We start from the raw sequence: 24,262 nt of genomic DNA on the forward strand, positions 1-24,262 counted from the left end.
CCGGTATTTAGAAAAAACTAAATACCGGGTTCTTACACGATCGTTTAAAGCCAGCTGCTAATAATACGTATCGTAATCGCCCCTCAGGAAGAGCCATTGTAAAATGGGCATACCTTTTTTATTAGTGGTAGCGGCCCAGGGATTGTTAGGACCTAATTTCCATTGCAGGATAAAACTGTAATTATCTATATCCTTTAAAAATTCCGCTGATTTGGTTTCACCATCGTAGGCTGTTTCCTTTACGGTTACCTCACCGGTCACATAGCTGCTGGCAGGCACCGGCGTTCCGTTTTTGAGCACCACCACGTTTTCCGAAGCCCAGCAGTTCTCACCCTGTGCAATAACGCCGTTCACCAGTCCCATTGCCGACGAAATACGCCCGGCAGTTCCTGCGCCCACATTGCTCACCGATTCATTGAACGCTACCAGGCCTTTAAATTTACTGTCTGACCAGCCAACAACGCCGCCGGCGCCCTTCCCGGAAGTAGTGTTTGATATGATCTTACCACTGGCAAAGCAATTTTCTATTTTGCCGCCATCATAAACAATGCCGGCAATCCCGCCCGCCCGGGCGTTGCTGGATCCTGTATTGGTGGCTGTTACAGTGGCTGCAGAAAAGCAGTTGGCAATATTGCTGGTGCTGCCGCCATTGGGCTTTCCGATATTGCCAACCAGGCCGCCTGCTGCATCTGTACCCACTACTTTACCGGTTGAGAAGCAGTTTTCCAGCACACCGGTCTTCACCGGCTTATCAGGCCCGCGTAATCCCAGGTAACCTGCAAAGGCGCCCGCGCCATTGGATGATTCCACGTCCACATTCACCAGGCCCAGGTTTTTGCAGGAGCCGAATAATACGCCAAAGAAACTTCCATAGGATGATTTTGCGATCTTCAGATTTTTGATAATATGCCCGTCGCCATCAAAGTGTAAGTACCTGGTGTACGGGTCCACGTTATTAAGCGGCGCCCAGCTTTGGCCGGTCATATCAATGTCGGTAGTCAGCTTAAAATAATAAGGATTGGTTTCTGTCTGGCTCCAGTTGAGCGTCCGCATATTTTGCAGATGCTGTGGAGTAGCTATCAGGTATGGATTGTTTTGCGTACCATCGCCGCCCGCAAATTGCTGCCCGCTGCTTTTTTTCTTCACTAAAATGAACGTGCGTAGCATGCGCTGGCCGTAATGGTCATGTATTCCATTATCAGAAGGATAGTTGACAATACCATTTGTGCCCTTACCTTTTATAAACATGGTTGTGGAGCCGCCCCCGTCTAAATTCAGTGCACTTTGCGGGTAAAAATAGGTAGCCATAAACTGGGTCACCTCTTTGGCGGTCATGCCGGCCGATTCCGGGAAGCGCCCGTCGATGGTCACCAGCAGTAATTTTTTATCTTCCGTTAAAGCTACCACGGTCCTGGGATTGCGTAACCCCTGGTGGCGCCGGTAGTCTTCGTATTCCAGGCTGTTGAGGTTAATGCCCGTAACATCGCCCACAAAATCTTCACCCACTGTTTTATAGTTGTCTATCAGCATCGGCGCTCCTGAAAACAGGTTCAGGTAAGGCGACTGCAGGTAACTTTCCTTGGTGCCATATTCAATTTTCGCATCCGGTCCGGCATTATAAAAAATAGCCCCTTCATGTTTCCAAAACCGTAAATTCCCTGGTTCCAGGGTAACGGGTGAAATAACATTGCCATTGGTTTTAATGAAGCTCGATTCCATTTCGTAGGTGCCGTTAATACCAATCACCGCATCGTAGTTTGCAGCTACTGATGACAATGTGTCGAGCGCAGACAGTGAAACAAACTGCAGCTCGTAATCCGGGTTGGTTAAATCTACCTCCGTAACATTTACAAACTGGTTAGCCGACTGCGTTTGGATATATTTTGCAAACTGGTAGTGGATCAGCCCTTTGTCCAGGGTATCAATCACCCAGCCGTTCCTGTCTTTTAAAGTTTCAGGCGTTAACGGGGGCCGCGGTTCCTGCACGGCAGGAAGCAGGTTATCATATTTCGAGTTATCCCGGATTGTTTTACTGCAGCTTGCGCCCGATAACAGTATAAATAATAGTAAGTAGTTAAACATTTTATACTTGTTCATGACGATTACCAATTAGGATTTTGTTTTAAAATGCCGTTCGACAAATTAATTTCTTCTGAAGGGATCGGGTACAGGTAATCCCTGTCTTCACGGAAGGTTCTTTTAATATTGCCATGGGCCACCACATTCCCTTTGGTTCCTTCCGACAGCACAATATCTTTTCCTACCTCAAGAAAAAGACTGGCGGTGGAACCCGGTTTACTACCCTGGTACAAGCAAAGATCAATGGTACCATTATTATCCAGGTCATAGTTGCCCAATCCCCTGAAGTACATGCCCAGGAAGGGCTGCTCAAAACGCTTTCCTGCTTTCCACCGCATCACATCATAATAGCGGTGCCCTTCCATTACCAGCTCAACACCGCGTTCCCTCCTGATCTCCAGGATAACGCCTTTATTAGCGCCGGACACATTGGGATAGCCCGTTTCCGCGCTGCCCAGGTAAGGGTCGGGAGTTGCATTGGCAGTGGCCATATCCAGCTTGGGCATGCTTACCCGGGCGCGTAATAAGTTCAGTGACTTATCCAGGTCGGCCTGGGTTAATGTGCCCAATTCAGCTTTGGCTTCGGCAAAATTCAGATAGGTTTCCGCGATCCGGAAAAGCGGGATGTCGGAAATGCTCTTTCCATTGGCATCGTAGCTCTGCTCCATGGCATACTTGATTAAATGGTAGCCTGTTATGGCGAAGGAGAGGTTAGGCGCTACCGTTGCCGTGCTGTTAATGCGGGTATAGCCAGGCGTACGGATGGTTTGTGCCAGGCGGGGATCACGGTTCTGTGTTTCTTCCACAAACTCCTTTTTATCGTAATCCGGCAAATCAGTGAACCTGCCGCCTGATGCAGTGAGATAGGTGTTCACAAAACTTTTAGAAAGACCCGGACGGCCCAAGGTGCTTGCATTTTCATAGTTCTGCACATTATGGAACAAGCCCAGCGCATCGTCGTAATCCCTGGCAAGTATAACCTCCTGGCCTATGGCTTTTGTATTGGCAAAAAGATCACGGTACGGCGTTGCGCCTGTTCTGTACAAAGCATATCCACCTTCATCAATCAGCTTTTCTGAAGCCTCCGCGCAACTTGTTAAGTACTTCTCCGCGTTTTGCAGGCCATGGTATTTCCGGAAGGTGCCTTCAAACAAGCCTACCCTCGACTTCAGGGCCAGCGCCGTCCATTTGCTTACCCGGTAAACGTCTTTTGTATCGGGCAAATATGCAACGGCAAAGTCCAGGTCCTGCAGGATGGAGTCGGCCACCAGGTCCCTTGAATCCCTGGGCTTGTAAAGCTGTTCATCGTTCGATCCCAGCACGGTATTGAACCAGGGTACCTCGCCATAGCGTTTCAGCTTTTCAAAATAAAAATAAGCCCTGAAAAACCTCGCCAGCGCATCATACCGGTTGCGTATGCTAAGGTCGGCGGTATGGTGGGAGTTAGCCAGTAAATAGTTAATTCTCCGGAGGGCCTCCCAGGACCATCCTTCTCCTGTAGACGGCACTATCCGTTGCCCGGAAACTGCCGCATTCAACGGTGTAATGATGATTGCATCCGCATTCTCGCTATAAATATCCGGCCCGTCGGGTAAAACGTCCACGTAAAATTTATTGCTGTATAATCTTAGTTCCTCTTCATTGGAGAAATAGGTGCCGGGCGACAGGGCGGCCAGCGGCTTTTTATCCAGGTCGCATGAAACAAGCAGGAATAAACATCCTCCAAGCCACAACGTTATTGCGTATATCTTATTTTTCATTGTATTCATTATTAAAGACTGATGTCTAAACCGAACGTAAATGTTTTTGCCCAGGGATAAACTTTGGCAGTGCTGGTTGAAACATTGTAGCTGTTTTCTGTAGAAGCCTGCTCGGGGTCGATATACTTACTTTTCAGCGTGGTGAATGTGAGCAGGTTTTCCCCGCTGAAGTATACACGAAGGCGCGACAGGCCTGCTTTGGAAGCAATGGCCGCCGGCAGCGAATAACCCAGGGTTACATTTTTCAGGCGCGCATACATCAGGTTTTGCAGGTACCTGGTATTAGCTACCCCCAGGGAGCGGTTGGTGGCATTCAACGCAATGTAACCACGCGGCCGCGGGAAATAGGCATTGGGATTATCCTCACTCCATACCTTGCCCAGGAAGTCTTTCGGAATAAAAGTGGCGTAGGGCCGCGCATAAGGCCCCCAAAAGTTAATGGCCTCTGTTCCGGGGTACCAGTCCTGCTTACCAACACCCTGTATAAAAACAGACAGGTCGATGTTGTTCCAGTTGCCGCCTGTGCTGAAGCTGAAGTTGTAACGGGGCAGCGAATTGCCGATTACGCTACGGTCGCCGGGATTGCTCCTTGTGTTGTCGCCCATGGAAATAACCTTGTCACCATTCAGGTCCTCAAATTTCAGGTCGCCTGCATGCAGGCCCTGGTCTATAGCAGAAGTATTGATGATGGTATTCACCGGGCGCTGGTCCACGTTATAACTTGCGGCTTCCTCATCGGTCTTAAAATAGCCATTCACCTGGTAGCCCCATATTTCTCCCAGCGTTTGGCCTTCGTAGAAGTTAGCCAGGTTTTTATTGGGGTTATCGAAGCGGGTGATCTTAGATATATTATCTCCCACCCCAATACCAACATAATAGTTAAAGCTTTTGCCTGCCAGCTCAAAACGATGCTTCCAGTTTATGCTCAGCTCCCATCCTTTGGTTAGCAGGTCCGAAGCGTTTTCCTTTGGGGTTGTGGCGCCATAGTAAGCCGGCAGTGTTCTACCCGGCGTTAACATGTTGAGCGTTGCACGCCGGTAAACATCGCCTGTAATGGCCAGCTTTGATTCAAACAGTTCCAGGTCCAGTCCTAAATTCGTTGTTTTTACTGTTTCCCAGGTCAGCGATGACGAGTTGGGCGCGCTTTCCGTGGCATAGGGCGCCACAGCTCCGTTCCCGAATGAATATTTCAGCGTTCCGCCAGCGTTAATGGTTTGCAGGTAATCATAATAACCTACCTGCTGGTTGCCGAGCGTGCCATAGGAAGCTCTTATCTTTACGCCATTCAGGGTATGCTGATCCCATTGCTCGAAGAAGCGCTCTTTATCCAGCCGCCAGCCTGCTGAAAAAGACGGGAAAAAGCCAAAGCGCCTGCCTTTGGCGAACCTGGAGGTGCCGTCATACCTTCCGGCTGCTTCAAACAGGTATTTATCTTTATAGGCATAGTTGAACCTGTAGAAAGTGCCGAACAGTGCATAGTCATTTTGTCCGCCGTTAATTTCCAGCACATCGCCTGTGGCCAGCTCAAAGTCGTTCAGCTCAGTACTTAATAAACCGTTCCTTCCAACTTTAATATCCTTCAGGTACTTCGTTTCATAATTATACCCGGCCATCAGTTTAAAGTCGTGATCCTGGTTGATTGTTCTGCTGTAGGTAGCATAGGTATTCACCGCCTGGTACTCATGGTTTGTCTGGATCTCGTATAACCTGTTATTGCCGATACCCGATGTAAGGGTCAGCACTTCGCCCGGGTATTTTGAATAGGGAATATTTACCGAGCGGTTCATCGTTTGGTAGTTATAGTGCGTGAACCGGTAGCTCGAACGGATCTCCAAACCTTTCACGGGTTTAAGCACGGCCTCAATAGTAGGGGAAAACTCGCCTATTTTATCTTCGTTGCTGTGCAGCCCCTGGCTAAGCATAGCCGCATAACCGTCCATTACATTGTAGTTGCTGACAGTAGTTTGATAAACATACGTGCCATCGGGATTTACCGGCACAATGCTGGCAAGGCCGTGGATCAGTGATGAGCTGAAAGTGTTTTCCACGCCGGATATTCCCGGGTAAGCATAGCCGGAGTTGAAATAGGAAATATTCGTATTCACATCTAACCACGGCTTCACTTTAAAATTAACTTTTGAGCGCAGGTTATATTGCTTTACGTTATCCGTGTTCTTGCGGAAAATTCCATCCTGGTCAAAATAGCTGCCGGAAAGGCTGTAATTGATCTTATCGGAACTTCCGTTAATGTTAATGTTATGGCTTTGCATAGGCCGGCGCAGGTTAAACAGGTAATTATACCAGTCCGTATTCCCGTAATACACGTAGCTGTCCCTGCCATCCCTGTTCTGCACTACTACCCACGGCCTTTCCGCGTTTTCCGTTTTATCATTCCTTCTGATCCACAATTGGTAATAATCATCCTCAGTATATCTTGTGTAGGGTGTTCCTGCATAGTTCTTAAAGAACAGATCATTAATTGCTGCGGAATAATAGCCGCGGGTTTCAAAGTCGGTAGATGTAGTGGGTGCGCTCCATGACGTTTGACCGGAATACGAAATGGAAGCGCGGTTTTTGCTGCCGTTTTTGGTGGTCACCAATATCACGCCGTACGAAGCACGGGCACCGTAAACAGCAGCTGCGGAAGCATCTTTGAGCACCGTTATCGACGCTACATCGGCAGGATTGATGCGGTTAATATCGCCCTCAAAGCCGTCAATGATCACCAGGGGCGCCGCTTTGTTTGATATAGAGTTAACGCCGCGTATGTTAAAGCTGCCCGTGGCACCCGGCCGGCCCGTGGTAAACTTAACCTGCAGGTTAGGTACAGTGCCCTGCAACAGCGATGACAGGTTGGCTGCTGGCCGGCTTTGCAGTAATTTCTCGTCAACCACCGTAGTGGCGCCGGTAAGGCTTTCCTTCTTTTGCGTACCGTAGCCTACTACCACGATCTCGTTAATTTTGCTGACAGAAGGCTCCAGCTGCACAATGAAGCTGGTTTCATTACCTATTTTAACTTCTTTGGCAGTATATCCCACCATAGAAAACCGCAGGCTGGTTGCACCTGCATCCACCTCCAGGCTAAATTCACCGTTTTCCTTGGTCATTGTTTGCTTTCCTTCACTCATCACAGTAATGATCACGCCTTCCAGTGGATTGCCCTGTTGGTCCAGTACCCTGCCGGTGATAGGCTTTTGCTGCACAACTACTGATGCCGGTTCGCCACCGGCTGTTTTTTTCCGCTTGCTTAATATGATGTTTTTGTCAACAATTTTATAGTCCAGCTGGTAGCGGGCCAATACTTCTTTTAAAGCCGATTCAAAGGCCGCGTTTTTGTATGCTACATTCAGATCATGCTCGCCGGGTAACAGCGACTCATTGTAGAAGATGTTGTAGCCGCTTTGCTTTTGTACTTCCCTTAGAAATTGTGCCAGGCTGATATTGCTTTTCTTTAAGGTAACCGTTTGCCCGAATGCAAACGCCTGTACCTGTAAAGTCCCTGCCAGCAACAGGGGAATAGCTAAAGACAATTTCATAGAAATTGGAATTTTATTCGGAGCGCAGCCTTTACCCGGGCCGCGCTCTCGCTGCTTTTTTTTGTACATTTGTATTGATTGATTGTTAATTAATAGCACATGATGGTCAATCGAATATTGTTCAGGGGCGCGCCAACGCTCCTGGACTTTTTTTATTTATTGCAATACTTTTATTCCATAACCAGGATCCTCCTTCCCTCCCGTTTAAAGTGAATGTCACCGGTTAAAGCTATTGTTGCAAGCAGCTTATCAATCTGTTCAAATTTGGAGATGGTACCTGAAAAAACGCTGTTGGTGAACCGGCCTTTGTATTCCACATCCACATCATACCAGCGGGCAATGCTGCCCATTACTTCCCTGATGGAAGCCCTGTTAAATGAAAAATTGCCATTTCTCCAGGCAGTAGCATACAGCGGGTCAACCGGGATAATGGTAAAGGTGTTATGCTGCTCCTGGTAAACAGATTGCTCATTGGGCCGGAGCACTTTGGCCTCGCTGCTTCCGCTGAGCGCCTGCACTTTTACCTTGCCTTCCACTAAAGTTGTGGTAATGCTGTTATTAAAGCTATTGATGTTAAAAATGGTTCCCAGTACCTCCAGCTGCTGGTTATGCGTTATTACGATAAAAGGCAGGTGCTGCCCGTTTAGGCTGTATTTAGCCACATCAAAATATGCCTCTCCATCCAGCTCTACCTGCCTTACCTTTTCATGAAAACTTACGGGGTACCGCAAAGAGGTTTGCGCATTCAGCCAAACATGGGAGCCATCCGGCAGTTCTACCTGGTATTCTCCTCCCCTTGGCGTAACAATAGTATTGTATACGGGTTTGCTATCCCCGCCGGCTGTTGCGGCAGGGCGGTAGTGAATGGACCCGTCTTTTCCTTTAACAATCTGAATTGCCCCCCGGTGTATAACCGTATCGCCTTTCATCTTTTCGAGATCAATGGCGGTTCCGTCATCAAATATGATCCTGGCCCGTTCCCCTCCGGGCAGCACGGCCTGTGCGGAAAGATGCGCCGGCGCTGCGTGCCGGGGCAACAGCCATTGCTGTTTCACGGCGGCCCAGCCAATACCCAGAACAAGCAGAACGGCAGCTGCAATCCGCATCCATGCAGTGTTGTTGCGGTACCAGGCCACTATTTTCGTTGGTTTTTCCCTGCCTGGTGATAAACGGTGGTCTTCCAGTATGTTGCGGTAAATCCTTTCACGGTCGGCGGTAGTTACGGGATGCGGATCATGCTCCCCGTGCTGGAGGTCATCCCATACATCTCCCAGTAAATGGGCGGCATCGTCGCTTTCCAGAAAGGAACGCAGCCTTTCCCATTCGGCTGGTGTGCATTGGTGCTGCTGGTACCGTTCAAACAGGTATTTTAGTTCTTCCTTGTCCATGGCGTGCCTTTAGCCTATACACGCATGAAACCGGTGGAAGTACCAATCAGGGAAAAAATTTTTTTGAACGCTGCTTAAAAGAAGATGCTGCAGATGAGAATAACCGAGAAAAGTATTTTCTCCAGCTTCAGGCGGATCACTTTAGAAGCCAGGCTGAGGTGGTTCCTGACGGTATTTTTAGAAAGGCCTGCTTTTTCAGCAATATCCTGGTAAGAGTACCCTTCGAGCTTATTCATGCGGTACACCATTTGCTGCTGCGGAGGCAATTCTTCCAGCACTTCGCTCAGGATGCCCTTCAGGTACTTGCCGTCCAAAGCAGCGTCAATAGGCTGATCCTGCTCCTGCCAGTTCTTTTTCAACTGGGCCTGGTACTCCTGGCGGACTATTTTTTTCCGGTAAAAAGAAATGGCCAGCCGCTTGGCTGTTATATACAGGTACGGGAAAAAGCCCTCACAATCTTTTATTTTATCCCGGTGAATGAAGAGTTGAATAAAGGCTTCCTGGGTTATTTCCTCCGCTTCTTCCTTACACTGGCAAAACCTGAACACCTTCTGAAAAACCAACTCATAGTACAGATCAAAAATTTTACTAAAAGTCCGTTGGTCCCCCGCTTCAAACCGGGCCAAGTCCTCATGCGTTAAAGCAATGCTTTTAGTAGTCATTATGTGGAACCCCCTTTTACAAAATTAGGCTGACAAAATAAGTCGATTCATTTAACACGTGGATTAATTCAGGATGAAGTTTATATTAATAATTCCTGGCAAATTTATTTACAGCCGGTGAACTAAGATATGAAATATATATTTTTTGGTATAGCGCCGGCTTACTTTCCCGCAAAAAAGTAAAAATTGCTTATCAGCTGCTTACGCTATCCCCGCCCGGGCCGTTCTTTTTCATAAAGCTGGTGGGCGACATGCTGAATTGCCTGAAGAAAGTGCGGTTGAAGTGGTTAGGCGAGCTGAATCCTGTAATGTTAGACACCTCAAACACCCGGTATTTGCCCTCTGCCAGCAGCTCCGCGGCCTTTTTTAGCCTGGCCAGGTTAATCAGCTCATGAATGGTGAGATTGGAGATCACTTTTATTTTCCGGTATAATGTGGACCGGCTCATATTCAGCTTATCCGCAAGAAATTCGCCGTCCAGCTGCAGGTTGTCGAGATTTTGCATGATGATGTCATTCAGCTGTTCCAGGAAAAGCTCGTCTGCCTTGCTGCCGGCCATTGTTTTCATGTGCACCAGCGGCGAATGCGCAAAGTATTCCCTGATCATATTCCGGTTCGTGATCAGGTTGGCCACCTGCACTTTCAGATGCCGTGGAGAAAAAGGCTTGTCAATATACGCATCCGCACCCAGCTCCAGCCCTTCTATCCGCGACATCAGCGTATTCTTTGCAGTAAGCAGGATCACCGGGATATGGCAGTATTCAAGATTGGATTTAATAATCTTACAAAATTCAAAACCGTCCATTACCGGCATCATTACATCGCTGATCACCAGCTGTACCGAAGTGGTGGCCAGCACTTCCAGCGCCTGCTGCGCACCCGTTGTTTGTATAATATGGTATTCCGCTCCCAGAATTTCCTGTACAAATTCAAGGATTTCTTTATTGTCGTCTACTATCAGGAGTGTTGGACGCATAACGTTAAGAAAATTTTTTCTGTACAGAGCTAAGCCTGAATTCAATGTGCTGGTGTACCGGCAATGTGAGAACGAATATGTTCATTGTGCTGTTCTGCTGTAATTCCAGTACACCGTTGTGCAGCTGCGCAAGCGCGCGTGACAGCGAAAGGCCTATCCCGGACCCCGGCTGCCCTGTTGCATTGATGCGGAAGAAAGGCTCAAATATCTTCTCGCGCAGCGTCCAGGGAATCAATGCCCCATCGTTACCCACTTCTATGCGAAACGTATCTTGCTCCCCTGGTGGAGGTACTACCCGCACCACCACTTTTTCCGTGGCATATTTCACGGCATTGCCAATCAGGTTGCTCATGATCTTGTGGAATGCTTCAATATCAATGAATGCGTAAAAGCTTTTCTCCGGCAATTCAATGTTGAATGATAAAGACCTTTGCTGTACCGTGGCTGCAAATGCCTGGTAATTCTCCTGTACCAGCCGGGGCACGTTCACCTTCACGAAGCTGAGCGAAAAGCCCTGGTTTTCTGTTTTACGGAAATCGAGCAGCTGGTCTGTCAAAGCCACGAGCCGTTCTGTATTTCTTTCAATGCTTTTCAAACTTTTCTTAATTCCAGGCTGCTCTCCCACCTCATCGATCACCATTTCCAGCGGTCCTTTTATCAATGTCAGCGGGGTGCGTATCTCATGCGCCACATTGGTAAAGAACTCGATCTTGGCTTTGTAAATCTCCTTCTCCTTTTCCTGCTCAAAAAGCGCCAGCCTGCGTTTATGTTTTTCTTTCTGGCGGCGGTGGTAGGCATTCACCAGCAAGTATATCAATGTAAGCACAATCACTGCGAATATGCAATACGCCAGGGAGCTGCGCCACCAGGGCGGGGCAATGCGGATCAGCAGCCGCGTTTCCCTGTTCTGCCAGCCGCTGTCGTTATTGGCTGTTCTGATGCGAAACGTGTAATCACCGGGAGGAAGATTGGTGAAATAAACCTTGCGGTTGGTGGGCAGGTATGTCCAGCTCTTATCCAGCCCGTCCAGCCGGTAAGCGTACTGCGTCATATCCGCTGCAATATAGGTAAGCGCAGCAAAGCCGATGGCGAAAGATGACTGGTCATATTCAAGCGTAATGGTATCAGTGAAGGAGATGGCATACGGCATGGTAGACCGGTTGATCGGAAGATCCTGGTCATTGACCTGGAAGCTGGTAATGTACACGGGCGGGCTGGTTTTGTCCGGCACCACCAGGTCGGGATTAAAGCTGATCAATCCCTTTACACTGCCGAAATATAATGTACCGGTGGAATCGCGGTAGCCGGAGCTGTAATTGAACTGGTCAGTAAGCAGGCCGTGGGATTTGGTGTACACCTTCCATTTGTTTTGTACCGGGTTATACATCGCCAATCCCTGCGAAGTGCTGATCCAAAGCTGCTTGTGCTTATCTTCCAGCACCTTGTACACCATGTTGCTGGGCAGGCCGGCAGCAACGTTAAAGCGGGTGAAGCTGTGCCGGTCCTTGTTTAATTTACACACACCGCCTCCTTCAGTAGAGATCCAGAGGTTTTGGCCGCTGTCCTGGAAAATGCCGCACACGCTGTTGCTGCTTAAGCTGTTGCTGTTACGGGCATCATAAATAAAATGGCCCTTCTCTCCTGTTTTTGCATTGTAGGAATACAGCCCCCGGCCAATGGTGCCGGCCCAGATGGTGCCATCGCGGTCTTCATACAGGCAAAACACGTAGCTGCTTTCAGGAAATTCACGCGCCATTATAAAACGCCCGGTGCTGCGCTGGTAGCGATAGATGCCGTGGCTGGTGCCCAGCAATATTTCTCCGCCCCTTGTCCTGCAGGCAGAGATAATGAAGTTCGACTGTAATCCATTGTTTGCCGGATCTGCATTGTAATGCCGCAGGCGCTTGCCGGTGCGGAGGTCCAGCACATCAAGCCCCTGCTGGAAAGTACCCACCCACAGCTCATTGCCATCAATCAGCAGCGCATGTATGTTTGTGGATGAAACAGTGCCGGGCGCTGAGAAACGTGTTACTTTGCCTGTGGCGAGATTGAGTTTATTCAATCCCGCATCTTCAGTGCCTATCCACAGGTTACCATGCCCGTCGGGACATAATTCTCTTATTGCATTTCCGCTCAGGCTATTGGGGCTGCTATTGCGGAAGTACTTCCTGAAATAGCTATGGCGGCTGTGGTAATAATTTACCCCGCCGAAATAGGTGCCGCACCAGATACCGCCTTCTGTATCTTTATAAAGCACATAAGCCGCATTGTCTGAAATAGAGTAAGGGTTGGAATCTTCCTGCCGCATATTTTCGGTGTGGCCGGTTTCCAGGTCAACAATATAAATCCCCGACTCAGAAGCGATCCAGTATTCATTTCCCCAAAACAGCAGAATATCGCGCACATATACCGGCTTTTGGTGCGCGGGAAGCCCCAGCAGCGGGCGGTACGTGCCGTTCACCGGGTCGTAGCAGGTAAGTCCCCGCACCGAGCCAATGAGGATTTTCCCGGGCGGCGTACAGTAGATCCGGTTCACCTCACCTGGCCTTTGCCTGTCGGCCGCATTCACACAATGGAACGCATCCGTTGCAGCATCATAACGGAAGATGTACCCATCCAGCGAGCAGGCCCAAACTGTTTGATCTTTACTGATGCAAATGGCGGCCACCCGCAGGGACTGCGCCGTACGAAGATCATAACTACGTGTAGCCTGCTGCTGCTCGTTGTAACAAAACAGCCGCAGGTTAGCCGTGAACCAGATTTTTCCCTTACGGTCCGGTTTAATATCCAGTATCTCGCTGCCCTGCGTGGGCCTGAGCAATGAAAATATCTCTGTACGCGGATCAAATTCATAAAGCCCTTTCCGTGTGCCTACCCACAACGTGTGGCGAACACCCTCCCCGATGCTGTACACAAATTCCTTGGCATCCGGCTGGTTCGCCTGCTTCATATTAAATGCCCTGAAACCAACACCATCAAAACGGTTAAGGCCTTCTTTGGTGCCGAACCACATAAAGCCCCGTGCATCCTGGAAAGCCGAGAATACGGTGTTGTTGGCCAGCCCGTCCTCTACCTGGTAATGCCGGAAATAAACGGGCTGGCCGTTGGCCGCTACAGTGCACCCTAGCAGCAACATATATAAAATAAAATATCGCATTAGCTGTAAATGATCCTTTCAAAAATAGAGAAAACACCCGCAAAACGCCATAGGAGAGTAACCGTGACACAAATTGGAAGAATTTTGATATGCAGTGTTAAGCCCGTGATTGCTTTATCGCTTTAATTTGACCCGCCTGGTACAAACGACTAAACACGATAAACAGCCAAAATACAGAACGATCGCGCAGGTTGTCAACAACGCCTGTCTCACGAAAAGATAGTGAATATGTTCCTGGATGTCTTGCTCAACCTTTCAATTAAACTTTCAAATAACTAACCGTTATGAAAAGAAGTCTACTTCTCCAGCGCGGTTGGATCAAAATTGTGGGCGCCACATTTTTCCAACTGGCTATTGTATCAATTCCCTGCCTTAAAAGTACCGCAAACACAGCTCCCATGGCCTTTCCGGGGGACATGGCGGCCCGGAACAGTTACCAGCAGGTAAAAGTTTCCGGAACAGTTACCGATGAATCGGGCACACCGTTGCCCGGCGTAAATGTACGCGTGAAAGGTGAAACCGGCGGCACCGCTACCGATGCAGCGGGCAGGTACAGTATTAATGTACCGGACGGCTCATCCACGCTTGTTTTCAGTTTTATCGGCTATACGCCACAGGAGGTTGCAGTCGGAAACAGCACCACGGTGAACATACGCCTGCTGGCTACAGAAACCTCCCTCAATGCCGTGGTAGTAGTAGGGTATGGCACGCAAAAACGTGAGCGTGTAACCACGGCTATCGCCAGCGTTAAATCCGAAAATTTTGTGAAAGGCGCCGTGCAGGACGCCGCACAGCTGATACGCGGAAAAGTTGCCGGCCTGAATGTTATAACGCCGGATGCAAATCCCACGGGTACAGCGCAGATCAACCTTCGCGGCATCACCACGCTCAAATCCGGTACCTCCCCGCTGGTGTTGATAGACGGGGTGCCGGGCACCCTTACCACAGTTGCGCCGGAAGACATTGAATCAATCGATGTGCTGAAAGATGGCTCTGCAGCGGCCATTTACGGCACCAGGGGTACGAATGGGGTTATCCTCATCACCACCAAAAAAGTGAATGGTGAAATGCCGCCTACAGTGGATGTGAACAGCTATGTTACTGTTCAGCAGATCACGAAAAGACTGGATTTCATGAACGCCGCACAATACCGCGAGCTGGTGGCCCAGGGCAAGCCGGGCGCATTTGACTACGGCGCTAACACCAATTGGCTGGATGAGATTACCCGCACCCCTGTTTCACATGTGCATAACATCAGCCTCCGTGGCGGGTCGCAGCATACAAGCTATATCGCCAACCTGAACTACCGGAGCATGCAGGGCCTGATCCTGCGGTCAGACAATAAGATGCTGTACCCGCGCATTGAAGTGAACCACCGCATGTTCAACGGCAAGCTGCGCCTCAATGCAAACCTGAGCGGCTACCAGCAAACCTACTTTGCGGGCTCAGACGGCAGCAGCTACCGCGGCGATGTGTATCGCAACGGTCTGACCTATAATCCCACCGATCCGGTGAAAGATGCAAACGGCAACTGGACCGAGCATACAGACAAAACCAACTATGCCAACCCGGTATCGCTGCTGATGGAGGCCGACGGCAAGAACCAGAATACTAATTTCAGAACGCTGGGAACAGTTACATATTCTCCCATTAATGGCCTGGATCTGAAAGTGCTTGGCTCGCGCGACCTGTACAACAGTGTTCGCGGCTACTATGAAAGCAAACACCACTACTCTACCCTGCACGATAGCAAAAACGGCTATGCTTCACGCGGCACTACCCGTTCGGAAGAAAACCTGCTGGAGCTGACAGCCAATTATCAGAAAACGATCAATGATCACGGCTTCACAGCGCTGGCCGGTTACAGCTGGCGTGAAACCAGCTACCAGGACTACTGGATGCAGAACTGGGATTTCCCCACAGATGATTTTTCATACAACAACATCGGTGCGGGCCTGGCGCTGTCGCGTGGCGAGGTGCCCGAGAACTCTTACCAAAGCCGTAACAAGCTGGTAGGCTACTTTTTCCGTTTGAATTACAGCTTCCGCGATAAATACCTGCTGATGGCCAGCATCCGCCGGGAAGGTTCTTCCAAATTCGGAAGAAACAACAAGTACGGTAATTTCCCCGCCATCTCTGCCGGATGGAATATCATGAATGAAAACTTCCTGAAAGGCTCCAAAGTACTCAGCGCGCTGAAGCTGCGCGGTGGTTATGGCATCACCGGTACGGAGCCCAGCGATCCGTACATGTCATTGAACCGTATCAACTTTGGCACCTATACGCTCATTAACGGGCAATGGATACAGGTAATCAATCCCTCTACCAACGCCAACCCCGACCTGCGCTGGGAAAAGAAGGAAGAAACGAACATCGGGGTAGATTATGGTTTATGGAACAACCGTGTAACCGGCTCACTGGACCTTTACAGGCGTGTAACCCGCGACCTGCTGATGGACTATTCAGTGCCCACACCGCCTTACCTGTATAACACCATCCGCGCAAATGCAGCGTCTATGGAAAACAAAGGCATCGAATTCCAGGTGAATGTTGCTGCCATTGACCACAAAGACCTGAAGTGGAATATCTCTGCAAACTATTCCACCAACCGCAATAAGCTGCTCTCACTGTCTGATAAAAATTTCCAGCTTGCTGCCGGTTATTTTGATGCAGGCACCACTGAAGAACCCATCCAGCAGCCGATTTCCCGTATTCAGATCGGGCAGCCGATCGGGAACTTCTGGGGCTTCAGATCGGTTGACATTGACGAACATGGCTACTGGATTATTGAGGGTAAAGATGGCAAGCCCAAGCCAATTGCCGATCAGCAGGCAGATGACAAGCAGATCATCGGCAACGGCCTGCCTAAACATTACCTGAACTTTAACAGCAGCTTAAGCTATAAGAATTTCGATCTGAATGTAACCATGCGCGGCGCTTTCGGGTTCCAGATACTGAACACGCCCCGTATGTTTTATGCAGCGCCGGTAATGCTTACCCGTGGCAACCTGCTCACATCCGCCTACGATAACATTTACGGCAAACGCCCGCTGGCCGACGACCAGTCGCTCAACTATGTAAGCTATTACATTGAACAGGGCGATTACTGGAAGATAGATAACGTAACCATCGGTTATAACATTAAGCTGAAACATACGCCGGTCAAAGCGCTGCGCGTGTATGCCTCCGGCTCCAACCTGGTCACGTTTACGAAATACTCGGGAATAGATCCTGAAGTAGGTGTTACCGGTCTTACACCCGGCCTGGACGACAGGACCCGCTATCCCGCCACTACCACGTTTACATTGGGCGCTTCTTTCACTTTTTAATTAAAGACTGATCATGAAATCAATAAAACAATATATCCTGGCCCTTGCCATTACCCCGGTAATGCTGGCTGCCTGCAATAATAACCTTGACGAGATTGTGTATTCGGATGTAACCGAACAGAATTATACTTACCAGAGCGCCACCGCTGCAATGGGTATTGTATATGCCAATATGAGGGACCTGTTTGGCCATACCACTTTTTACATGGTACAGGAAACTACTTCAGACGAGCTGGTGATGCCCGCCAATCCCTCCGGATGGGATGATGGCGGTATTTATAAAAGACTGCACCTGCATACCTGGAACTCGGAAAACCCGCAGCTGCTCAATATGTGGAACGCATTGTACCGCGGCGTCACCAATGCAAACCGTGTAATATCGCAGCTGGAATCCGGGAAAGTACCTGCAACCGGGGGCGCAACAAAAGAATCACTGATTGCGGAAATGCGCGCCGCCAGGGCATTTTTCTACTGGCTGATCTGCGACAACTTCGGCGATGCGCCGCTTGTGACCACTACGGCTACTGACCTGCCGGATAAGGCAACACGTAAACAGATATACGATTTTATTGTAGCTGAGCTAACCGAAGCCATGCCCAACCTGAGCGAACAAACAGGCAAGGAGATGTACGGGCGTTTCAATAAGTGGGCAGCCAAAGCCTTGCTGGCGAATGTTTACCTTAATGCTGAGGTATACACAGGCGAAGCAAAATGGGGCGACTGTCTTCGTGAATGCAACGATATTATCGGCAGCAATAAATACTCGCTGGAAGTGGATTACCGCAATGTATTCATCACCCAGAACGACAATTCACCGGAGATCGTATTTGCCGTTCCTTTTGATGAAATACACGGCGGCGGCTTTTTTGTTGACATGTTCTCCTGGCATGCGGCCCTGCGCGACAAACGCGCCATGCAAACAACACCCTGGGGATCCGGTTCAGCAATGGGCGTATCGCAGTTCATTGACACCTATGATCCTGCAGATAAACGCCTGGCCAATACCTGGTTAATGGGCCCCCAGTTCGCAATAGACGGCGTAACCCCGCTGAAAGGGTCCTATGATAAAGCAGGACAGCCGCTCGTGTTCACCAAAGACCTGCCCGACGGCCTTTTTACCGGCGAGTCAGAAGGCTACCGGCAGAACAAATTCGAGATCAAAGTAGGCGCGCGTTTTGATCTCAGTAACGATTTCCCCTTCTTCCGTTATGCCCAGGTGCTATTGATGAAAGCCGAGTGCATGCTGCGTTCCGGCGATGCAGGCGGCGCCGCGCTGCTTGTGTCGGATGTGCGCAAACGCAACTTTGACGATCCGGCCAAAGCTACGGTAACCGGCGCATCGCTGCTGGGCAATACGCGCTACAAATATGGCTATGTTGAAAATTATGCGATGGTAGATGCCGGTAATACCGATCCCGTGCAATACGGCGGATTGCTGGACGAGCTGGGATGGGAATTTGCATGGGAAGCACAACGGCGCAGGGACGACATTCGTTTCGGCGTGTTCGCGAAAAAGAGCTGGCTCTCGCATAAACCGCAGGGCGGCAACAGAACGGTGTTTATGATCCCGCAATCGGCGGTTAACTCAAATCCCAAACTCCAGTAACAAATTCATTTGAAGTTAATCCAGGCATATGGGCCGCACTTGCTGCATACTGCCCATATGCCTTTAACATTATTATATTAAATTACAGAATATGAGATCACTATTGATGCTGATGGTTGTTTGTGCAGGATGTATGCTACAGGCAGCAGCTCAGGACAGAAAGAACGGAACGGCAACAACAACGGAAAGCCATGCGCATTTGCGGCAGAACCCTTACCGCGAGCTGCCCCTGGGCGCTATCAGGGCCAACGGATGGCTGAAAGAAATGCTGTTGCGCCAGAAAACCGGCGCAACCGGTAAGCTCGACAAGCTATATCCCCAGGTAATGGGCAGCCGCAACGGATGGCTGGGGGGCGATGGCGATCAGTGGGAACGTGGCCCCTACTGGATTGACGGCTTATTGCCGCTTGCCTATATCCTGAACGACAAAGAGCTTATTGCCAAAACCAAACCCTGGGTAGAATGGGCTATTAAGAGCCAGCAACCTAACGGCTACTTTGGCCCTTCAAAGGATTACGGCCCTGAGCCGGGCGTACAGCGTGATAACAGCCACGACTGGTGGCCGAAGATGGTGATGCTGAAAGTGCTCAAACAATATTATTCCGCCACCGGCGACCAGCGCGTCATTACGCTGATGACAAATTACTTCCGTTACCAGCTGAAAGAGCTGCCCACCCATCCGCTTGACCACTGGTCTTTCTGGGCAAAATACCGGGGCGGCGATAACCTGATGATGGTGTACTGGCTGTACAACATTACCGGTGACGCGTTTTTGCTGGACCTGGGAGAGCTCATTCACCAACAAACTTTCGATTACACCAATGCATTCCTCGAAAGGAATATGCTGGCCACCAAAGGCAGCATCCATTGCGTGAACCTGGCGCAGGGCATTAAGGAACCGGTCATTTATTACCAGCGCCACCCCGACCAAAAGTACCTGGATGCAGTGAACACCGCCTTTGCCGACATCCGCAAATTCAATGGTATGGCGCATGGGCTGTATGGCGGCGATGAAACCCTGCACGGCAACAACCCCACACAAGGCTCGGAGTTTTGCACAGCAGTAGAAATGATGTTTTCACTGGAAAGCATGCTGGCCATCACCGGCCAGGTAAGCTTTGCAGATCACCTGGAGAAGATCGCTTTCAATGCATTGCCCGCGCAGGCTACAGACAACTTCATGTGCCGCCAGTATTTTCAGCAGGCCAACCAGGTAATGGCCACAAACAAGATGCGGAACTTTGAAACCAACCACGATGGCACCGATGTATGTTATGGCCTGCTCACCGGCTACCCCTGCTGCACCGCCAACATGCACCAGGGCTGGCCAAAGTTCACACAGAACCTCTGGTATGCCACGGCCGATAGCGGACTGGCCGCACTGGTGTATGCTCCCTGTGAAGTAAAAACAACGGTAACCGGCGGTGTACATGTGGCTTTTAAAGAGGAAACAAATTATCCTTTCAGTGAAAGCATTAAGTTTACGCTCACTATGGCCGGCAAAGCGAGCTTTCCTTTTCACCTGAGAATACCTTCGTGGTGTAAAAATGCATCCATCAGCGTCAACGGCATGATCTGGAAACAGGCGCAGGGCAACCAGGTTGTAAAAATGGAGCGGGAATGGCAATCCGGTGATGTAGTAACCCTCACCTTACCCATGCATGTTTTCAAGAATACCTGGTATGAAAATTCCATTTCCATTGAACGCGGCCCAATTACTTATGGACTGAAGATTGGTGAGGAAATGAAGCTGGTTAAAAACACCAATCCTCCCGGATCATATGGCGGCAAAGAGTTCTACGAGGTGCGACCCACTACACCCTGGAACTACGGCCTCATACAAACCCGCAGTGACGAGATGGAAGAGCAGTACAAAGTGGAAATGCGTGATACCACAACCAGCTACCCCTGGAACCTGGAGAATGCGCCCATCATCATCAAAACCAAGGCAAGACGCATCCCATCCTGGCAATTGTACAATGAAATGGCAGGGCCGCTGCCATTCAGCACAACGTACAGGTTTGAATCGGCGAAGGAGGAAGAGGAGATTATTTTAGTGCCGTATGGCTGCACGAATTTGAGAATATCGGAGTTTCCTGTGGTGGACAGGCGTTGATTGAAAAGCGGGCCGTTTCGGAAGGAGCGGCCCGTTTTGTTTTGGAGTTATAGGCGAATTGGAGCATTTGGAAGATCTGGGAGGAGCACATATCTTAGCATTATCCACAATTTTAAAAGAATGCTACAAGACCTGCTTGATCACGGTCCGGTTTCCCGTAATGAAATACAAAATAAGATTGATCAATATGGATGCTATATTGTATTGGTAGAGGCAGATGATTATTTACCCGGTTATGCATATACAATTGGATTGCATCAAAAATTCGGGCACCCGGAAATTATATGCTTTGGTTTATCAATAGATATGTTAGGGCGCCTGTTAAACAATGCCTGTGCATTGATAGCCAATAGCGCCTCTTTATATCCCGACCAACTTTACCAGGATTTTTTGGAAGATTATCCCATACAATTCCTGCCAGTAGAGACGTCATATTACTCAAACTACATGGCAATTTGCAGTAATTTTTATTCTACTGATGATTACCCATCATTGCAAATGGTATGGCCCGATAAGAAATCGTTGTTTCCCTGGGAGCAGGGGTTCAATCCTGCCTGGAAATTTAAACAACCGCTCCTTGACCGGAACACAGATTTTAAGTTCTATGAAGAGCGGAATGTAGCTGTTTTTACTACTAAGCATGTGCTGGAAGGAAAACCCATTTTATATGTTTATCACAATGATGATGGAGCCTGGCAGTTTCATAGTGAGCGGGAACCCGATTTGACTGATGCGAAACTGGTTTGTTTGGAAGAGATAACCCGGATTGATCCCAGTGTGAATGAAGTTTATCACTTATCATTTGGGCAAAGCGCGTGGCGCGAGTCTGTGAATGATCCGTGGGAATGGGAGTGATGAATGCGCGCGGTTTAAGGCTATATTTAAATGCGGTCCTTACTTGCCAATACAGAATATGCATTAACCTCGTTCTTAATAATTTACGCATTGATGTAGCTAGCCTGTAGCAGGTATTCTCGATTAATTTTAAAAATGACCCTGTCTCCCAAAACTACAAAATGCTACCGGAGCTCCTAGTTTTAATATTAAATTATTAGGGTTCATTAAGTTCAAGATATTGATCTCTAAAGTCACCAAGATTATGTTTTATTCCATTGACCAGAGTACCCCAATATAACCAGCCGTTAATGCTTCTCTTCTCAATAAACCGAGCAGCACCGCTTAGGAAATCGAACCTTCTTTCGATATCTTCTAGTCGGACAGTGATCGTCCCATCACCATTCAGCATACCTCTGACGTTTGGATTTTCACATACAAGTTCCTGCTCCGCGGTTAAAATTCCACTATCAAGGAGCATTTTAAGAGTCACATTTGTCTTTTGAATTCTTGCATTAGCCATTAAATATTCAAATATTATGTAAAAATATGAATTAATAGTCGCAAACACTACGCCAGATCAACTGAGTTCCAATGACTTGCTTTATATTTGAAGATAACCGTTATATCAGAAAAAAGAAAGCTAATTTTTTTAGTATTAGATTACTCTTATTTATCTTCGTAAAATCTTCCCATTTCCGGGGCATTTTTGACTGTTCACTGACCTTGCCAATTGGCTTGTCAATGAACAAAAAACCACATTATCCTGAATGAATTATCTGGGAGGCAATATATATAAAGGGGACTGTCTAAAAGTCATGAAAAAGGTTGAAAACCAATCAGTTGACATGATTCTTTGTGATCTTCCCTATGGAACGACGCAAAATAAGTGGGATAGCGTCATTCCTCTTGATCTGCTTTGGAAAGAGTACAAGCGTATCATTAAACCGAAAGGTGTTATCGCTTTGTCCTCGCAAGGCATATTCACTGCCAAGCTGATCTTAAGCAATGAAGAATGGTTCAAATACAAGTTTGTGTGGGTAAAAAGTAAGCCCACCAACTTTCTTAATGCCCGGCGTCAACCACTACGCCAACATGAAGATATATGCATTTTCTATGGCAGCCAACCCGACTATAATCCCGTCATGTCACCTGGAGAACCCTACGATAAGGGGGTCAGAAAGGCCCAGTATACTGGAAGTTATGGCGACTTTAAACCCGTTCAAGTCAAAAGCGACGGCGAACGATTCCCTACTGACACACTTTACTGCAAAACAGCAGAAAGTGAAAGTGGTGGTCGCGTTTGGCATCCAACGCAAAAACCTGTTGCGTTAGGTAGATATCTCATCCGTATGTTTACGAAAGAGGGAGATGTTGTCTTGGACAATGCTTTTGGTAGTGGAAGTTTTCTTGTATCAGCCGCATTGGAGCAACGTCGCTTCATTGGAATCGAGAAAAACGAAGAAGTGCATTTGTTCAAGGAAAAACAAATTGACTATATTGAGGTTGCCAAGCAGCGGCTTTCCGAAGTGGAACAAGCTTTCAAAGAACAAAAGCCTGCTCCTGCATTATTCTCTGAACTACAACCGTCGGCACGTGTGGGGCAGTCCAATCGGCGGGGGATGGTTGATGTCAACGCACTAATAACCCCTTCAGACACCAAAATTGTAATATGAGTAGAAACGTCCCTGCCTATAACGAAAGATCGTGGGCCATAGATCTTATCGGACATATTAAAAGCATTGCCTTCCAAACCAACAGATCAATTAAGGATGCCGGGGGCGAGCAGACAATAAGAACCGAAGGTAGTAGCTTGTTCCCCGACGTGCTTTTATTTGGTGACCGTACCACAGCCCGCATCTTGCAAGGTTGGGAATTGAAAATGCCGGATACCGACATTCGCGATCAAGAGTTTCGTACTAATGCAGAGGCAAAGGCACGCGCATTAGGCCTTGACAGTTTTCTACTTTGGAATGTTTCCAATGCGCATCTTTATATGCGAGATGCTGAAACGGACGAATATAGTTGTATACAAGAGTGGAATGAACTTGCTGATATAACGACTCGAACTGCTGTCATGCCCAATCGACGCAGGTGGGAAGCAATGGCTGGGCAAATTATCGGCCAACTGAATGAGCTTTTTGATAATGGCGAGTTAGAAGGAAGGCAATTTATCGAAGCCTATCGAAGCGGAGGCGTTACTGCGCTTATAATGGAGAACGCAGGGGAAGTAAAGGATGCCTTAACCACGGCAGCGACACGAGACATGCGACTGAGAGCTGAAATGACCTTGTGGTGGGATCGCTATGGCGCTGAATATGGCTCCAGCACTGTGGAAAAAGCCTTATCTCAAGCAATAATTTCTAACTGGATCGGCAAAATTCTTTTCGCACACATACTCCGTGAAACGGATGCTCGAGCACAACGAATTTCCATTGACGATGATACTACGCCGGATCAAGCCTTGGAATTATTCAGACAGCTTTCGGAAGATTGTAATTTCTGGACAATATTTTCTGATAGTATAGGATTGAATGTAATACCTGCGAGAGCGTGGGATCAATTAAAACAATTCAATAAACTTCTTACAGATCTACGTGTTGGCTCTGTCGACCAGGCACAATTATCCAATATATTGGAGGCAACCGTAGAAGTTGCAACTCGTAAGTTGCGAGGCCAGTACCCCACCCCAATAGAACTTGCTCGATTGTTGGTCCATCTATGTGTACGTAATATAGAATCAGACAAGGTAATTGACCCATGTTGCGGAAGCGGCACAATAATACGCGCAGCACTGGAGCAAAAATTATCAGCGGGAA

At 48.5% G+C, this 24,262-nt stretch carries 14 protein-coding genes; 6 read left to right on the top strand and 8 right to left on the bottom strand.

Annotation, left to right across the window (positions count from 1 at the left end; translation table 11 throughout):
* Nucleotides 1-57: 57 nt before the first annotated feature.
* The 7 genes from VFS25_RS02675 to VFS25_RS02705 form a co-directional block, all read right to left on the bottom strand.
* Complete coding sequence (locus VFS25_RS02675; RefSeq protein ID WP_326460567.1) at nucleotides 58-2,097, bottom strand: phosphodiester glycosidase family protein; 2,040 nt, start codon at nucleotides 2,095-2,097, stop codon at nucleotides 58-60.
* A gap of 5 nt (nucleotides 2,098-2,102) precedes the next feature.
* Nucleotides 2,103-3,839 carry a RagB/SusD family nutrient uptake outer membrane protein gene (locus VFS25_RS02680; RefSeq protein WP_326460568.1) on the bottom strand — a complete coding sequence of 579 codons (1,737 nt, stop codon included), beginning with the start codon at nucleotides 3,837-3,839 and terminating at the stop codon, nucleotides 2,103-2,105.
* 11 nt (nucleotides 3,840-3,850) lie between these two features.
* Nucleotides 3,851-7,375, bottom strand: a complete 3,525-nt coding sequence (locus VFS25_RS02685; protein WP_326460569.1) for a TonB-dependent receptor — start codon at nucleotides 7,373-7,375, stop codon at nucleotides 3,851-3,853.
* A gap of 170 nt (nucleotides 7,376-7,545) precedes the next feature.
* A complete protein-coding gene (locus VFS25_RS02690) occupies nucleotides 7,546-8,763 on the bottom strand; it encodes a FecR family protein (protein WP_326460570.1) in 1,218 nt (405 codons plus the stop codon).
* Nucleotides 8,764-8,837: 74 nt separating this feature from the next.
* Nucleotides 8,838-9,425 carry an RNA polymerase sigma factor gene (locus tag VFS25_RS02695; RefSeq protein WP_326460571.1) on the bottom strand — a complete coding sequence of 196 codons (588 nt, stop codon included), beginning with the start codon at nucleotides 9,423-9,425 and terminating at the stop codon, nucleotides 8,838-8,840.
* Between the two features lie 193 nt (nucleotides 9,426-9,618).
* Nucleotides 9,619-10,401 (bottom strand): response regulator, encoded by a 783-nt coding sequence (locus VFS25_RS02700; protein ID WP_326460572.1) that lies wholly within the window; start codon nucleotides 10,399-10,401, stop codon nucleotides 9,619-9,621.
* A 4-nt stretch (nucleotides 10,402-10,405) separates the two neighbouring features.
* Complete coding sequence (locus VFS25_RS02705) at nucleotides 10,406-13,537, bottom strand: ligand-binding sensor domain-containing protein (protein WP_326460573.1); 3,132 nt, start codon at nucleotides 13,535-13,537, stop codon at nucleotides 10,406-10,408.
* A 419-nt stretch (nucleotides 13,538-13,956) separates the two neighbouring features.
* On the opposite strand from VFS25_RS02705, the gene VFS25_RS02710 reads away from it, so the two are divergent.
* The 4 genes from VFS25_RS02710 to VFS25_RS02725 all read left to right on the top strand — a co-directional run bounded on the left by VFS25_RS02710 (nucleotide 13,957) and on the right by VFS25_RS02725 (nucleotide 21,464).
* On the top strand, nucleotides 13,957-16,887 hold the full coding sequence (locus tag VFS25_RS02710; protein WP_326460574.1) for a TonB-dependent receptor: 2,931 nt from the start codon (nucleotides 13,957-13,959) through the stop codon (nucleotides 16,885-16,887).
* Between the two features lie 13 nt (nucleotides 16,888-16,900).
* The gene (locus tag VFS25_RS02715) at nucleotides 16,901-18,493 is read left to right on the top strand and encodes a RagB/SusD family nutrient uptake outer membrane protein (RefSeq protein WP_326460575.1); all 1,593 of its coding nucleotides are present in this window, start codon (nucleotides 16,901-16,903) and stop codon (nucleotides 18,491-18,493) included.
* Nucleotides 18,494-18,584: 91 nt separating this feature from the next.
* On the top strand, nucleotides 18,585-20,609 hold the full coding sequence (locus tag VFS25_RS02720) for a beta-L-arabinofuranosidase domain-containing protein (protein WP_326460576.1): 2,025 nt from the start codon (nucleotides 18,585-18,587) through the stop codon (nucleotides 20,607-20,609).
* Nucleotides 20,610-20,729: 120 nt separating this feature from the next.
* Nucleotides 20,730-21,464: a DUF4262 domain-containing protein gene (locus VFS25_RS02725; protein ID WP_326460577.1), complete on the top strand. Its 735-nt coding sequence runs from the start codon at nucleotides 20,730-20,732 to the stop codon at nucleotides 21,462-21,464.
* 196 nt (nucleotides 21,465-21,660) lie between these two features.
* Here the strand turns inward: VFS25_RS02725 and VFS25_RS02730 are convergent, their stop codons facing one another.
* Nucleotides 21,661-21,966, bottom strand: a complete 306-nt coding sequence (locus tag VFS25_RS02730; protein WP_326460578.1) for a hypothetical protein — start codon at nucleotides 21,964-21,966, stop codon at nucleotides 21,661-21,663.
* 295 nt (nucleotides 21,967-22,261) lie between these two features.
* On the opposite strand from VFS25_RS02730, the gene VFS25_RS02735 reads away from it, so the two are divergent.
* The gene (locus tag VFS25_RS02735) at nucleotides 22,262-23,119 is read left to right on the top strand and encodes a site-specific DNA-methyltransferase (RefSeq protein ID WP_326460579.1); all 858 of its coding nucleotides are present in this window, start codon (nucleotides 22,262-22,264) and stop codon (nucleotides 23,117-23,119) included.
* Nucleotides 23,116-24,262, top strand: a 1,147-nt coding sequence (locus VFS25_RS02740; RefSeq protein WP_326460580.1) for an N-6 DNA methylase, incomplete at its 3' end; no start/stop codon positions are given. The genes VFS25_RS02735 and VFS25_RS02740, both read left to right, overlap by 4 nt.

It is taken from the genome of Chitinophaga sp., from assembly GCF_035761305.1.
Lineage (GTDB): Bacteria > Bacteroidota > Bacteroidia > Chitinophagales > Chitinophagaceae > Chitinophaga.

Coding starts and splice junctions, on each gene's coding strand:
- VFS25_RS02710 (WP_326460574.1), top strand. CDS start 13,957: ATGGCCTTTCCGGGGGACATGGCGGCCCGGAACAGTTACCAGCAGGTA.
- VFS25_RS02690 (WP_326460570.1), bottom strand. CDS start 8,763: ATGGACAAGGAAGAACTAAAATACCTGTTTGAACGGTACCAGCAGCAC.
- VFS25_RS02695 (WP_326460571.1), bottom strand. CDS start 9,425: ATGACTACTAAAAGCATTGCTTTAACGCATGAGGACTTGGCCCGGTTT.
- VFS25_RS02715 (WP_326460575.1), top strand. CDS start 16,901: ATGAAATCAATAAAACAATATATCCTGGCCCTTGCCATTACCCCGGTA.
- VFS25_RS02680 (WP_326460568.1), bottom strand. CDS start 3,839: ATGAAAAATAAGATATACGCAATAACGTTGTGGCTTGGAGGATGTTTA.
- VFS25_RS02700 (WP_326460572.1), bottom strand. CDS start 10,401: ATGCGTCCAACACTCCTGATAGTAGACGACAATAAAGAAATCCTTGAA.
- VFS25_RS02735 (WP_326460579.1), top strand. CDS start 22,262: ATGAAAAAGGTTGAAAACCAATCAGTTGACATGATTCTTTGTGATCTT.
- VFS25_RS02725 (WP_326460577.1), top strand. CDS start 20,730: ATGCTACAAGACCTGCTTGATCACGGTCCGGTTTCCCGTAATGAAATA.
- VFS25_RS02720 (WP_326460576.1), top strand. CDS start 18,585: ATGAGATCACTATTGATGCTGATGGTTGTTTGTGCAGGATGTATGCTA.
- VFS25_RS02730 (WP_326460578.1), bottom strand. CDS start 21,966: ATGGCTAATGCAAGAATTCAAAAGACAAATGTGACTCTTAAAATGCTC.
- VFS25_RS02675 (WP_326460567.1), bottom strand. CDS start 2,097: ATGAACAAGTATAAAATGTTTAACTACTTACTATTATTTATACTGTTA.
- VFS25_RS02705 (WP_326460573.1), bottom strand. CDS start 13,537: ATGTTGCTGCTAGGGTGCACTGTAGCGGCCAACGGCCAGCCCGTTTAT.
- VFS25_RS02685 (WP_326460569.1), bottom strand. CDS start 7,375: ATGAAATTGTCTTTAGCTATTCCCCTGTTGCTGGCAGGGACTTTACAG.